The 15,095-nt window shown below is 70.6% G+C and carries 4 protein-coding genes and 1 pseudogene; 1 reads left to right on the top strand and 4 read right to left on the bottom strand.

The genetic code is table 11. The annotated features are described in order from the left end of the window. Positions 1–27 precede the first annotated feature (27 nt). Both SLQ31_RS28235 and pks2 read right to left on the bottom strand, forming a co-directional pair. Positions 28–702, bottom strand: coding sequence for an isoprenylcysteine carboxylmethyltransferase family protein (locus SLQ31_RS28235; protein ID WP_319437498.1), 675 nt, complete (start codon positions 700–702; stop codon positions 28–30). A gap of 37 nt (positions 703–739) precedes the next feature. Next, positions 740–7,090 carry a sulfolipid-1 biosynthesis phthioceranic/hydroxyphthioceranic acid synthase gene (pks2, locus tag SLQ31_RS28230; protein WP_413643211.1) on the bottom strand — a complete coding sequence of 2,117 codons (6,351 nt, stop codon included), beginning with the start codon at positions 7,088–7,090 and terminating at the stop codon, positions 740–742. A gap of 278 nt (positions 7,091–7,368) precedes the next feature. Here pks2 and SLQ31_RS28225 point away from each other — a divergent pair, with 278 nt between their 5' ends. Then, positions 7,369–9,135: an AMP-binding protein gene (locus tag SLQ31_RS28225; RefSeq protein WP_319437497.1), complete on the top strand. Its 1,767-nt coding sequence runs from the start codon at positions 7,369–7,371 to the stop codon at positions 9,133–9,135. An 85-nt stretch (positions 9,136–9,220) separates the two neighbouring features. Here SLQ31_RS28225 and SLQ31_RS29535 read toward each other — a convergent pair. Both SLQ31_RS29535 and SLQ31_RS28215 read right to left on the bottom strand, forming a co-directional pair. Then, positions 9,221–9,976, bottom strand: a pseudogene (locus tag SLQ31_RS29535) (PGRS repeat-containing protein); the annotation flags it as partial. 873 nt (positions 9,977–10,849) lie between these two features. Then, on the bottom strand, positions 10,850–15,095 hold a 4,246-nt coding region (locus tag SLQ31_RS28215; RefSeq protein ID WP_319437495.1), incomplete at its 5' end, for a hypothetical protein.

Genomic DNA, 15,095 nt, shown 5'->3' with positions numbered 1-15,095 from the left:
CGACAACAGGGGTGATTCACCCGGCGGTCACCATACTTGCGGAATCAGGCGCGAGCGGACCTTTTTGGTGTACTCGTGGTAACCGTCCAGCTCGTCGCTGAGTAGCTTCTCCTCGTCATGGATCCGCGCGGCAAGTACGGCCACGCCGGGCAGGACAAAGATGAGCGCCCAATAGGACCCGAGGGCAAGCGGCAGGCCTACCAGGATCAGTACATTGCCGGTGTACATGGGGTGCCGTACCAGCCCGTAAAGACCGGTGCTGACGACCTTCTGGCCCGTCTCGACTTGTACGGTTGTGGACGCATACGTGTTCTGAACAGCCACCAGCACCGTCACGACCAATCCGGCGCCGGCCATGATATTGCCGATCAGACAGAGCGCGACTGGTGCCGATGACCAGCCGAAGCGGTGGTCGAGGGCGCTCACCACGCATACCGCAACCAGCGAGCCGTACAGGCCGAGCATCACGATCTTCTGCACCGTCCGGCCTTCAGCGATCGGCCCGCTCCGCATCCGCCGCTCTAGGACAACGGGATTCGTGATCTGCAGGTAGATGCTCGGGAACCAAGCAGCCAGCGCAAACACCGCGAGGAAAGCCCAGGCTTGCCAGTAATCGAAGGTGCCCGCCGGTAAGAACATCAGCAATCCGATCGCGACCAGCTGAGCAAGGCCCAATGCGGCCACTTTGAGAACTGCGTTCACGATCCTCCCAAACTTTCTGTCCTATACCGCATGCCGGCTAGGCTGGCGCGTCGCTGCTCGTGGGTGCCAATTTTTCGCACAGCAGCTCCGCGAGACCTCGAATGGTGCCGGCGGCAAGGTCATTGGACGTCAAGCGCACTCCGGTTTCGGCTTCGAGGCGAGTCCGTAGTTCCAGGGCGCCCAGCGAGTCGACGCCGTACTCGGCGAGCGGCCGGTCGGGCTCGATGTTGCGACGCAGGATCAGGCTCACCTGGTCGGAAATCAGACGCCGCAATCGGGCGGGCCATTCTGCGCGTGGCAGACCACTGAGCTCCGTGAGCAGTTTGCTTGTGCTCGTTTGGCTTTCCCCGACGGCGCTGAATGCTTCGGCGAAGGGCGTCCGTTCGGCAAAGTCTGTCAACCACGGGCTGCCGCCGGTCGGCGCGTAGCCGGTGTAGGCGCGGTCGTGGCGCAGCAGCATGTCGAGTGCGTACGCACCCTCGTCGGGAGCGATCGCCGCGCCGGTGCTCTCGGCGAGCTCCGTCGCTCGGCCGATCTGGACCCAGGGTCCCCAGGCGATTGTGGTACCCGGGAGACCCTCTGTCCGCCGCCATTGGGTGAAGGCGTCGAGCCAGCTGTTGGCCGCGGCGTAGGCCCCCTGCCCTGGCGAGCCCACCAGCGCGGCCGCCGACGAAAATGAGCAGAACCAGTCCAGGGGTTGATCGGCGGTGGCGCCGTGCAGATTCCAGGCACCGTAAACCTTCGGTGCCCAGTCACGCTCGATCAGCTCGTCGGTGATGTTGGCCAGGGTTGCGTCCTCGATGACTGCTGCTGCGTGCAGCACGCCTCGCACCGGAAGTCCGGTGGCGATAGCGGCCTCGACCATCCGCTGCGCAGTGCTGGGGACGGCGATGTCGCCGCAGTACACCACGACCTCAGCACCCAACGCCCGGATCAGTTCGATCGTTTCCAGCGCCTTGAGTGTCGGCTGCGAGCGGGACGTCAACACGATGCGTCCGCAGCCGGCGACGGCCATCTTCTCGGCGAGGAACAAACCCAGGCCGCCCAAGCCGCCGGTGATCAGGTACGCACCGTCGCGGCGGAAGGCCTTGGCCTGTTCCGGATGCACCACCACGTCGCTGCTCCCGGTACGGGGGATATCGAGTAACAGCTTTCCGGTGTGCTGGGCGGCGCCCATCACCCGGATCGCGGTGGCGGCATGGGCCAACGGGTATTCGGTGTACGCGGCGGGCGGTAACTCACCGTCTGTCACGAGCTCGTACACCGTGCGCAGCAACTCGCCGACCCGCTGGGGGTGGCTGAGTGACATGAGCGCCAGATCCACGTAGTAGAACGTGAGGTTCCGCCGGAACGGGAACAGTCCCAGCCGGGTGTTGCCGTAGACGTCGCGCTTGCCGATCTCGACGAACCGCCCGCCGGTGGCCAGCAGTTCGAACCCGGCCCGCTGGGCCGCACCGGTCAGGGAGTTCAGCACGATATCGACGCCGTAACCGTCGGTGTCACTGCGGATCTGGTCGGCGAATTCGGTGCTACGTGAGTCGTAGACATGCTCGATCCCCATGTCGCGCAGCATCTGTCGGCGCTCATCGCTACCCGCGGTGGCGAAGATCTCGGCGCCCGCGGCGCGCGCGACTCCGATCGCGGCCTGGCCAACACCACCGGTTGCCGAGTGAATCAGCACCCGGTCGCCTGCCGCGATCCGTGCTTGGTCGTGCAGGCCGTACCAGGCGGTCGCGGTCGCCGTTGCCACTGCGACTGCCTGGTGATCGGTCAGGGCAGCCGGAAGCGTGACGGCCAACCGGGCGTCGCAGGTGACGAAGGTGCCCCAGCAGCCGTTTCCGGAGAAGCCGCCGACCCGGTCGCCGACGCGATGATCAGTGACATCAGGCCCGACCGCGGTGACCACGCCAGCGAAATCCATCCCCAGTTCGGGTAAGCCGCCGTCGATGGCCGGGAACAGGCCCATCGCGACGAGCACGTCGGCGAAGTTGATGCTGGATACGCCGACGGCGACTTCGATTTGGCCAGGCCCTGGCGTAACCCGTTCGCACGCAGCCAGTTCCAATGTTTCCAGATCGCCGGGGGTGCGGATTTGCAGCCGCATCCCATCAGAGTCGTTGTCGGCGACGACAATGAGCCGTTCGTCGGGTCGCAGCGGGCTGGGCAGCATGCGGGCCGTGTACCACGCGCCGTCGCGCCAGGCGGTCTCGTCTTCCTTGGATCCACTGAGCAGATGGCGAGCCAGCTGCTCGGCATCGGTGTTGTCGTCGAGGTCGATCTGGGTGGCATGCATATGCGGATATTCGGAGCTGATCACCCGCACCAAGCCACGCAGTCCACCCTGCTCCAGATTGGCCACGTCGCCGGCCAGGACAGTTTGGGCAGCGCGGGTCACGACAAAGAGTTGAGGGATGTGGCCTGAGGTCTGGGCCAGCTCGCGGGCGATGCGCGTCACATGCTGGACATACTCCCGGCCCACCAGTGGGCATCGGTCGTCGCTGTTGTTCTTTGATCCGGTGAGGATCACGGCGCCGGTGATTTTCCCGGACCGCAGCTGCTCGGCCAGCTGCCCGGCGGCGGACGCGTGGTCCGCGTTCGGCGGCCAACACATCGTGTTGCATTGAGCGCCTTGGTTTTTCAAGGTGTCAGTCAGTGTCGTGCCGATCAGATCCGCGGTGGCGGTGGTGCTGATCAGCAGCCAGGTTCCGGCCTCGACGTGCGATGGTTCCGGCAACTGTCGCTGCTGCCATTCGATGGTCAGCAGCCGCTCGCCGAGCACCCGATCCTGTTGGGCCGCCTCGGATTCTCCGGTGCCGCAGTGCAATCCCTGCACACTGAGAAGAACCGCGCCGTGCTGGTCGAGTACATCGAGGTCGGCCTCGATCCCGGTGGCGTCGACTTGGGTGATCCGGGCATAGCAGTAGTGGGCGGTTCGGGCAGATCCATAGGAGCGCACGCGCCGGGCACCCAGCGGCAGGCCTAGCCCGCCACCAGTGCTGCTCTGGATCTGCGGACTGGCGGCAACCGACTGAAAGCAGACGTCCAGCAGTGCCGGATGTACGCCGTAAGCGCCTTGCTGCGTGCGGATTTGGCTGGGCAGAGCGACCTCGGCCAAGACCGTGCCGGTGGCGTCATCGCCGGTATGAACGGCACCCAGGCCGGAGAACGCCGGCCCGTACTGGACGCCATGTTGGTCCAGTTCCCTGCGCACCTCCGCACCATCGGTGCGGTTCGGATGGGCGGCAAGAAGTGCGGCCACGTCGTAGGCGGTGGGCTGCTCATCGTCAGCGGTGTGCAGCACCGCGCTGGAATGCCGTGTTTGTCGGCCGCCATCATCGGACTCCACGAGGAAGTCGGCGACACCGGGAGACGACAACGCCGCCGAGCTGCCGACGGTGGTCCGCTCATCGAGCAACAACGCAGCCTCGAAGCGGATGTCGCGGACTTCGACAGCCTCACCCAGCACGGTGTGTGCGGCGGCCAAGGCCATCTCGCAATAGGCCGCCCCGGGGAGTACGGCCACGTTGCGGATCGTGTGATCGGCGAGCCACGGCTGGGCAGTGGTGCCGACCTCGGCCTGCCACACGTGGCGCTCGGGCTCTTCCGGCAAGCGCACGTGGGAGCCCAGGAGCGGATGCACCGACACCGTGTGACCACCATGCGTCGCGGACTCGCGATCGTCGCGTTCGAGCCACAGCCGATGGCGGGTCCACGTCGGCAGCGGCGCGTCCACCAGGCACCCATCGGGATACAGAACGGCGAAATCGATGGCGGCACCCGCACTGTGCAGGTCTGCCACCAAGCCTCGCAGCCCGTGCGGCAGCTCCTGCTCCCTGCGCATGCTCGCGAAGGTGGCCACCGGCGCATCCAAATTCGCGGCGCTGCGTTCGATAACGTGGGTCAGCATCGGATGTGGTGCCAGCTCGGCGTACACCCGATGCCCGTCCTCCAGAGCCGCTCGTACCGCCGCGGCGAACCGCACCGTGTTGCGCAGGTTGCGGACCCAATACTTGCCGTTGCAGACCGGCTCCTCGCGCGGGTCGAATCCCGTTGCCGAGTAGAACGGAACCTGCGGCGTCAGCGGTTTGATCTCGGCGAGAGCCTCGGCGAGTTCCTCAAGGATCGGATCGACAAGGGGAGAGTGTGCCGCGACGTCGATCAGAGACTGGCGGACCATCACGCCGCGTTCTTCCCAGGCCGCCATCAACTCGCGAACGGTCTGCTCCGCACCACTGATCACCGTGGACTCCGGCGAGGCAACCACCCCGACGACGACGTCCTTGATGCCGCCGAGCGTCAACTCCGAAAGCACCTGCTTGGCAGGCAGTTCCACCGACGCCATGATCCCGGAACCGGCGATGCCGGACATCAGCTGTGAGCGCCGGCAGACCACCCGCACGCCGTCCTCGAGTGACAGCGCGCCGCAGACCACCGCCGCAGCGACCTCACCCATCGAATATCCGATGACCGCGCCGGGGCGCGCGCCGTAGGCCTTCATCGCGGCCGCCAGGGCAACCTGCACAGTGAACAGGGTCGGCTGCAGCCGGGCGTCGCCGGTCACCACCTCCGGTGCGGTCATCGCTTCGGTGACCGAGAACCCGGACTCGCTCGCGACCAGTGGCTCGATCTGCGCCACAGTCGCGGCGAAAACCGGCTCGCTCGCCAGAAGCTCTGCACCCATCTTGGCCCATTGCGAGCCCTGTCCGGAGAACACCCACACCGGTCCGCGGTCGTCCTTTGCCAGGACGGCCGGATACGGCGTCTCGCCCTCGGCGACTTCGAGCAACGCCGCGGTCAACTCCCGCGGGGTGCTGGCGTGCACGGCGGTCCGTACCGGGCGATGAGCGCGCCGGCGCGCCAGGGTGTAGCCGAGATCGGCCAGAGCCATGTCGTCATGTGCTTGCACCCAGGGGGCGAGCCGGCCGGCGGTACGCCGCAGCTCGTCCGCCGAGGTCGCCGAGAGCGGAAACAGCAGTGGCGCAGGGGGGGAGTCGTTGACGTCGGCCGCAGTGTTCGGCGCTCCCTGGGGTTCGGGACCTTGTTCCAGCACGGCGTGGACGTTGGTGCCTGATACCCCGTACGACGACACCGCCGCGCGCCGCGGATGCGGCCCGGTGGTCGGCCACTCGGTGTTCTCAACTGGCACAAAAAGTTTCGTGTCAATGCGCGCCAGGTCGTCAGGCAGGCGGGTGAAGTGCAGATTCGGGGGGACCGCCCCGTGTTGCAGCGCAAGGATCGTCTTGATCAGGCCGATGGCGCCGGACGCCGACTGCGAGTGGCCAAAGTTGGTCTTCGCCGATCCGAGCGCGCACGGCCCGTCGACGCCGTAGACCTGGCTCAGGCTGGTGTATTCGATGGGATCGCCGACCGGGGTGCCCGGGCCGTGCGCCTCGACCAAGCCGACGCTGTCCGCGTCGACATCGGCGGCCGCCAGCGCCGCTCGATACACCGCGGTCTGTGCGGTGACTGACGGTGTGGAGATGTTCACGGTGGCGCCGTCTTGGTTTACGGCCGTTCCGCGGATGACGGCGAGGATCCGGTCCCCGTCGCGTAGCGCGTCCGGCAGGCGCTTGAGCAACACCATTGCGCACGCCTCACCGCCCACGTAGCCGTCCGCGGCGGCGTCGAAGGCGCGGCACCGCCCAGTCGGCGACAGATGGCCTGCTGCGGTCCCGGCGATGTACTTGCGCGGGTCCAGCATCACGTAGGCGCCGCCGGCGAGCGCGAGATCGCTCTCACCCTCGCTCAGGCTGCGACACCCCAGGTGCACGGCGAGCAGCCCGGAGGAACACGCGGTGTCGACGGCCATCGCCGGACCGTGGAGTCCCAGCGTGTAAGCGATGCGCCCCGCCGCCATGCTGAAGGTGTTGCCTGAGTAGCCGTAGGGCCCCTCCATGGCGTCGGATTCCATCGCCAGTAGCTGATAGTCGTAGTGCGTCAATCCGGTGAATACACCGGTCAGCGAGTCCTTCATGACTGCGGGAGTGAGCCCGGCGTGCTCCATCGCCTCCCAGGAGGTTTCGAGCAGCAACCGGTGTTGCGGATCGAGCGCGACGGCCTCGCGCTGGTTGATGCCGAAGAATTCGGAATCGAAGCAGGCCACGTCGTCGAGGAAGGCACCCCACTTCGACGCCGTCCTACCCGGCACCCCCGGCTCGGGGTCGTAGTACTCGTCTTTGTCCCAGCGGTCTGGTGGCACTTCGGTGACCAGGTCATCGCCCCTGCGCAACGCCTCCCAGAGCTGCTCGGGGGATTCGATACCACCAGGAAGTCGGCACGCCATACCGATGACGGCGACCGGAGTGGTCGATTTGATGCTCATCGCGGCCGGGGGATTCGCTGAACCCGAGCCGCTTGGCCGATCATCGATCGCACCGAATGAAACCATCCTGTCTCCTCAACAGCAACAAAACCGCAGTCCAGTCCGTTGCCTGACTCACCCGTGGTTCCCCCAACCCAGGCAAGACGATTATTGACGCAGACGTGGCGTCCCGGGTCAAGTTTGCTTGATTCGCACGTAAGTGCACAGGTACGCCGATGGCTGGCGCGTTTGCCGCAGCGTCCTCTGCCGGCAGGTTGCCCGCGGGACGTGATGGTTGACGACGACGTCACTTAACTTGGCTGTTCGAAGTTGAGGCTGCCGCGGCTTTTGATAGCTTGCTTGCCGTGACACAGGCGATTGAAGCTTCGATTCCGGCTCTGTTGCGCGAACGCGCCAGCCTGCAACCGGATGACGTTGCGTACACCTTTATGGATTACGACCAGGACTGGGCCGGCGTGCCCATGACCCTCACCTGGCCGCAGTTGTATCGGCGGGTGGTCAACTTCGCCAGGGAGCTCAGATTGTGCGCGTCGCCGGGCGATCGCGCCATGATCATCGCCCCGCAAAGCCTGGAATACATCGTTGCGTTCCTGGGTGCGCTGCACGCCGGGGTGATCCCGGTTCCGCTGTCGGTCCCCATGGGTGGCGTCACCGACGAGCGGGTCGATTCGGTGATGCGCGACGCGTCGCCCGCTGCCGTCCTCACGACGTCTTCTGTCGTGGCCGAGGTGGCTCGGAGCATCGTCCCGCAGCCCGGGCAAGCGCCGCCGGCCATCATCGAGGTGGATTTGCTGGACCTAGACGCTCCGCCCCGGCCCGGCGCGCCGGCGATGCACGAGGACGACAATCCCCACGCCACCGCCTATCTGCAATACACCTCTGGTTCGACCCGTTCGCCGGCTGGCGTAATGATCTCGTACACCAACCTTTTCACCAATCTGCAGCAGATCACCACCGACTACTCGAGGCATGCCGGGGTCACCCCGCCCGACCTGACATTTGTGTCGTGGCTGCCGTTTTTCCATGACTTGGGATTGATCCTGGGTGTTTGCTCACCGATTGTGTTGGGTACGAGTGCGGTGTTGACCAGCCCCGCGTCCTTCCTGGTGCGGCCGGCCCGCTGGATGCAGTTGCTTGCGACCAATCCGTGCCCGTTCACCGCCGCACCGAACTTCGCGTTCGATCTGGCGACACGGAAAACTTCCGACGAAGACATGGCTGGGCTCGATCTGTCCGGTGTGCACACCATCCAAAGCGGCGCCGAGCGGGTTCAGCCCGCGACGATCAAGCGCTTCACCGACCGATTTGCCCGCTTCAACCTGAACGAGGCGGTCATTCAGCCGTCCTACGGCATGGCCGAGGCGACCCTGTACATGTCGACGCCCAAGCCGGAAGACCCGATCAAGGTTGTGTACTTCGACACCGAAGCCCTGACCGCCGGCCAGGCCAAGCGATGCGACGGTGCGGATGGCACACCGTTGGTCAGCTACGACGGCCCGATCAGCCCGCGTTCGCCGATCTTGCGGATCGTCGACCCGGACACCCGCACCGAGGTTGCGGACGGGACCACCGGTGAGATTTGGTGCCACGGCGATAACGTCAGCATCGGCTACTGGGAAAAGCCGGAGGATTCCGCGCGCACATTCGGTGGCACGATCGTCGGCCCATCGGCCGGTACGCCAGAAGGCCCGTGGCTGAAGACTGGTGACGTCGGTTTCATCTCCGACGGCGAGCTGTTCGTGGTGGGCCGCATCAAGGATCTCCTGATCATCTACGGCCGCAATCACGCCCCTGACGACATCGAGGCAACGGTCACGGAGATCACCAAGGGCCGGTGCGTGGCGATCGCCGTTCCCGACGACGCGGTGGAGAAGCTGGTGGTCGTGATGGAAGTCAGGAAGCGCGGCGACTCCGACGACGAGGCCAAGCAGCACTTCGATGCAATCAAGCGGGATGTCACTTCGGCCATCTCGAACACGCACGGCATCGCGGTCTCAGATCTCGTCCTGGTAGCCGGAGGTTCGATCCCGGTCACCACCAGCGGCAAGGTCAGACGGCAGTCTTCGGTGGATCTTTATCAGCGCAAGCAGTTCGCCCGCTTGGACGGTTGAGCTACGGGGTCCCGTTGCTGGCGTCGGTGCCGTTGGTCGCCGAACCGCTTGCCGCCCAGGCGATTCCACCAGTGGCGCCGAGACCGCCAGCCGTAGTTCCGTCACCGCCGCTGCCACCATTGCCGCCGACGGAATTGCCGGTGCCGTAGTTGTAGGCGATACCGCCGAGCCCGCCGTCGCCACCGATCGTCGTGCCCCCACCGCCGGCTCCGCCCTTGCCGCCGATCGCCGAACCGGGACCGTTGGAGCCGGTGAGCGCGCTCGTCACACTGATCAGCAAGTTCCACAGCGGGTCGCTCGCGAGGTCGGCCGCGCCGCCGGCGCCGCCGTTGCCGCCGGCCCCGTTGGTTCCGGTGCCGCCCGCTCCGCCATCCCCGCCGGTGACGCTTCCCGCGTGGTACGCGCCGGCGAAGTAGCCGAATCCGAAGCCGATCACAGAGCCGCCCGCGCCACCGTCGCCGCCGGTGGCGCCGTCACCGCCCTCGCCGCCATCGCCGGCGTTCCCGCCGATCAGCCCGCCGTTGCCGCCCGCTCCACCCTTGCCGCCGACCCCGGCGGCGGCCGAGTTTGCGCCGCCGGCGCCGCCGTTTCCGCCGGTGCCGAGCAAGAGGGCCGACCCGCCGTTTCCGCCTGCCCCGCCGTTCGCGCCATCTCCGGCGTTGCCGCCAGTGCCGATCAGCCCGCCGGCTCCGCCGTCACCGCCGGCGCAGCCGGCACTGTCGGTGCACGTGACGTCCGTCCACGTATAGCCTTTGCCGCCACTGCCCAGTAACCAGCCGCCGCCCTGTCCGTCGGGGTTTGCCGCTGTCCCGTCCACCCCGTTGCCGATGAGCGGCCGGCCCTGCCACTCGTTGGTGACGAGCGCGGTGATGATCTGCGGAAGGCTGATGAGGGTGATCGGGCCGCCGCCGGCCGAGCGCGCGTAGGCAACGATCGCGCCAATCACGTCGGTTAACGACAGGTTCGGAGGAGTGGTTGGTGAATCCGCCGCGGACAGGGTCGACGAGGACGCCGCCGCAACGGGCTTCGCCGATCGGGCGCTATCTGGTTGCGCGACAGTCGAAATCGAGTCGGCCGCAGCGGGTGCCGTCGGCGTGACGCTGGTGCGGCCGGCGCCGGTCGCACGGCTCGAACTGGCCGACTTTGTTTCGGTAGTCGGCTTCGCCGCGTTGCTTCGGCCGCTGGTTCCCACCGGGGAGCCGTTATTGCTGTGTTTCGGCGATGGGGAGCGGCCGGCGTTTCCAGCCTTGGGGCCGGTGCTGTTGTGGTTCGACGCAGAGGAGTCGGCGCCTGAGGAGTCAGCCTGGGCGATCCCCGTCGCGCCGGCCAGCGAAGCGCAGACGCCGACGGCGAGAGCACCTGTTCCCAGCCATAGCGAGACTTTGCTGTGCGGCTGCTGGGCGCGGTGGCCAACAGCGGTGCGATGCGCTCGGGATTTCGCCCGGTCGGTCGCACGGTGCCGTGCAGCCATGGTTTGCTCCCATGTTCGCCAATGCTCTAAGCGTCACATGGTAGCAATGCAGGCTAGGGAGCCATGGCAAACTCCCGATCGCCAGTTTTCTGGCTGGGTCGAGCGTCGCCGGTTATGCCTGTTGACGTCCCGTTGTTCGTGAAATTCAGTCGGGGAATTGGTCGTCGAGATTTTTCGCAGAGTGTTCGGGTGCGTCCGATATGTGAACGTGTCCGACGGTCAGAGCTATCCGAGCTACCGCCCTTACGTGCCCCCCGCCCCTCCGGTGCCCGCGGTGCCGCCGGTCCCGCCGCCGCCCCCGTTGACGCCGCTCGGACCGCTGCCGGTGTTTCCGGCGCCGCCGCCACCGCCGACCTTTCCGGCGTTGCCACCGCCGTTTTTGCCGATGCCGCCGGTGCCGCCACCGCCGCCGGTTCCGCCGGTGCCGCCGGTTCCGCCGGTGCCGCTGCCGCTACCCGTGCCGCCGGTGCCGCCCGTGCCGCCGACGACACCGTTGCCGCCGACGCCACCCACACCCGTGGTGCCGCCGTTGCCGCCTGTCCCGCCGGTGCCCGCGGTGCCGCCGATGCCGCCGTTGGCGCCGCTGCCGTTACCGCCACCGGCGCTGCCGCCGTTGCCGCCAACACCTGCGGTGCCTCCGGTGCCGCCCGCGCCGCCGGTGCCGGCGCCGTTGCCGGTGCCGCCAACGCCGCCGTTGCCCGCGGTGTTTGCGTTCCCGCCGGTGCCGCCCGAGCCGCCGTCGGTTCCGGTACCGCCGGCGCCACCGGCGCCGCCCGTGCCGCCCGTGCCACCCTTGCCCGCGGCGTTGGTGCCGACAGTGGTGTTTCCGCCCTTGCCGCCCGCCGCGCCGGTTCCGCCGACACCGCCGCCGCCGCCGGCGCCGCCGCCGACTCCGCCGATGCCGGTACCGCCCGTGCCGCCCTGGCCGGCCGTACCGCCGCTACCGCCGGTGCCGCCGCCGCCGGGGGTGAACCCATTGGCGCCGGTCGTGCCTGCTGCGCCGTTGCCGCCATTACCGCCGGTGCCGCCGACTCCGCCGGTGCCGATGCTCCCGGCGGCGCCGCCGTTGGTACCCGCGCCCGCCGCGCCCGCAGTGCCGCCGGTGCCACCCTTGCCGCCGCCCGCGCCGTTGCCGCCTGCGGTGGTGTTGGTGCCGCCGGTGCCGCCGCCCGCGCCGTTGCCGCCGACTCCGCCGTTGCCGCCGGCACCGCCGCCGACTCCGCCGATGCCGGTGCCGCCGGTGCCGCCTTGGCCGGCCGTGCCGCCCGTGCCGCCCTGGCCGCCCGCGGTGGGCGTGGTGCCGGTGGTGCCGGTCGTGCCCGTGCCGCCGGCTCCGCCGTTGCCGCCGATCCCGCCCTTGCCGCCGGTGCCGATGGCGCCGGTGGCGCCGCCGTTGGTGCCGACGCCGGCTGCGCCCGCGGTGCCGCCGGTGCCGCCGGTCCCGCCACCCGCGCCGTTGCCGCCTGCAGTCGTATTGGTGCCGCCGATGCCGCCTGCGCCGCCGATGCCGCCGGTACCGCCAGCGCCGCCTGCGCCGCCGCCGACTCCGCCGATGCCGGCGCCGCCGGTGCCGCCCTGGCCTGCGGTGCCGCCGTTGCCGCCGTTGCCGCCCCCGGTGGGTGTGGCCCCGGTGGTCCCAGTGGTGCCCGCGCCGCCGTTGCCGCCAACGCCGCCAACGCCGCCGACTCCGCCGGTGCCGATGCTGCCGGTCGCGCCGCCGTTGGTGCCCACGCCGGCTGCGCCCGCGGTGCCGCCGGTGCCGCCCTTGCCGCCGCCCGCGCCTGCGCCGCCTGCGGTCGTGTTGGTGCCGCCGCCGCCGCCTGCGCCGCCGGCTCCGCCGGTGCCGCCGATGCCGCCTGCGCCGCCGCCGACTCCGCCGATGCCGGTGCCGCCGGTGCCGCCTTGGCCGGCCGTGCCGCCGGTGCCGCCTGCGCCGCCCGCAGTGGGAGTCGTGCCGGTGGTGCCGGTTGTGCCGGCGCCGCCCACTCCGCCCGTGCCGCCGGCGCCACCGACCCCGCCCGCGCCGATGCTGCCTGCCGCGCCGCCGCCGGTGCCGCCCACGCCGGCCGCGCCCGCGGTGCCGCCGGTGCCGCCCTTGCCGCCGGCCGCGGCCGCGCCGCCAGCGGTGGTGTTGGTGCCGCCCTGGCCGCCCTTGCCGCCCTGGCCGCCAATGCCGCCCTGGCCGCCGTTGGCGCCGCCAACTCCGCCGATACCGGCGCCGCCGGTGCCGCCTTGCCCGGCCGTGCCGCCGGTTCCGCCGGTGCCGCCCGCGGTCGGAGTCGTGCCGGTGGTGCCGGTTGTGCCGGTGCCACCCGCCCCGCCGTCGCCGCCGAGGCCGCCGAGGCCCGCGCTGCCGATCGTGCCGGCCGCGCCGCCGCCGGTGCCGCCGGTGCCTGCCGCGCCGGCGTTGCCGCCGGTGCCGCCCTTGCCGCCGGCGGCGCCTGCGCCGCCAGCGGTGCCGGTGTTGGTGCCGCCAACGCCGCCGGTTCCGCCGCTGCCGCCGATGCCGCCTTGTCCACCGCCACCGCCACCGACGCCGCCGATGCCCGCGCCGCCCGTGCCGCCGGTACCGCCGGTGCCGGCAGCGCCGCCTTGGCCGCCCGCGGTGGGCGTTGTACTGGAGGTGCCGGTTGTGCCGGTGCCGCCGTCACCGCCGGTGCCGCCGCTGCCGCCGCCGCCACCGGTGCCGATGGTGCCGGCCGCGCCGCCGTTGGTGCCGGTGCCTGCCGCGCCCGCAGTGCCGCCGATGCCGCCCTGGCCGCCCGCGCCACCGCTGCCACCGGCATTGCCGGTGTTGGTGCCGCCGGTGCCGCCGCCGCCGCCTTGGCCGCCAATGCCGCCTTGGCCGCCGGCGCCGCCACCGATGCCGCCGATGCCCGCGCCGCCGTTGCCGCCTTGCCCGGCTGTGCCGCCCTGGCCGCCCTGGCTGCCCGCTGTTGCCGACGTGCCTGTTGTGCCGTCAGCGCCAACGCCGCCGACTCCACCGTTGCCGCCTAGTCCACCAACGCCGCCGGTGCCGATGGTGCCGGCTGCGCCGCCGTTGGTTCCTGTGCCGGCTGCGCCGGCGTTGCCGCCGGTGCCGCCTTGGCCGCCGCCGCCACCTTGGCCGCCAAGCGTGGTGTTGGTGCCGCCGGTGCCGCCGCCGCCACCTTGGCCGCCGATGCCGCCCTGGCCGCCGGCGCCGCCGCCGACGCCGCCGATGCCCGTGCCGCCGTTGCCGCCTTGCCCGGCGGTACCGCCCGTGCCGCCCTGGCCGCCCGCGGTCGGAGTTGCGCCGGTCGTACCGGTTGTGCCGGTCCCGCCCACCCCGCCGGTGCCGCCGGTGCCGCCGATGCCGCCCGTGCCGATGGAGCCGGCTGCGCCGCCGTTGGTTCCTGTGCCGGCTGCGCCGGCGTTGCCGCCGGTGCCGCCCTGACCGCCGCCGCCACCTTGGCCGCCAAGCGTGGTGTTGGTGCCGCCGGTGCCGCCGCCACCACCTTGGCCGCCGATGCCGCCCTGGCCACCGGCGCCGCCGCCGACGCCGCCGATGCCCGCGCCGCCGGTTCCGCCGGAGCCTGCGCTACCGCCCTGGCCGCCTTGGCCGCCCGCGGTCGGAGTTGCGCCGGTCGTACCGGTTGTGCCGGTGCCGCCCACGCCGCCGATGCCGCCGGTGCCGCCGCTGCCGCCCGTGCCGATGGTGCCGGCTGCGCCGCCGTTGGTTCCTGTGCCCGCTGCGCCGGCGTTGCCGCCGGTGCCGCCTTGACCGCCGCCGCCACCTTGCCCGCCGAGGGTGGTGTTGGCACCGCCGGTGCCGCCCTTGCCGCCCTTACCAGCGATGCCGCCCTGTCCGCCTGCGCCGCCGCCGACTCCGCCGATGCCCGCGCCGCCGGTTCCGCCGGAGCCTGCGCTACCGCCCTGGCCGCCTTGGCCACCCGCAGTGGGCGTGGCGCCGGTGGTGCCGGCTGTGCCCGTGCCGCCGTCGCCGCCGAGTCCGCCGGTGCCGCCAATGCCGCCGGTGCCGATGGTGCCGGCCGCGCCGCCGTTCGTGCCCACACCGGCTGTGCCCGCTGTGCCGCCGGTGCCGCCTTGTCCGCCGGCCGCGCCGCTGCCGCCGGTGTTGCCGGTGTTGGTGCCGCCGGTGCCGCCGGTGCCGCCGTTGCCGGCGACGCCGCCTTGCCCGCCTGCCCCGCCGCCGACGCCGCCGATGCCTGCGCCGCCGGTGCCGCCCTGGCCGCCTGCGCCGCCCTGGCCGCCTTGGTTGCCTGCGGTCGGGGTCGTACTGGTCGTTCCCGCGCCGCCGGTGCCGCCGCCACCGCCGCTGCCACCCAGTCCGCCGGCCCCGCCGGAGCCGATGGTGCCTGCCGCGCCACCGTTGGTGCCCACCCCGGCTGCGCCGGCGGTGCCGCCGGTGCCGCCTTGTCCGCCGGCCGCGCCGCTGCCGCCGGTGTTGCCGGTGTTGGTGCCGCCGGTGCCGCCGGTGCCGCCGTTGCCGGCGACGCCGCCTTGCCCG

It is taken from the genome of Mycobacterium sp. RTGN5 (assembly GCF_033804465.1).
Classification (GTDB): Bacteria; Actinomycetota; Actinomycetes; order Mycobacteriales; family Mycobacteriaceae; genus Mycobacterium.
Note: the sequence above shows the minus strand (reverse complement) of the source record. Positions and strands in the feature narration are given on the sequence as shown.

What these genes read in the sequence shown, in the direction of transcription:
- pks2 (WP_413643211.1), bottom strand. Translation starts at nt 7,090, where the DNA reads ATGGTTTCATTCGGTGCGATCGATGATCGGCCAAGCGGCTCGGGTTCA.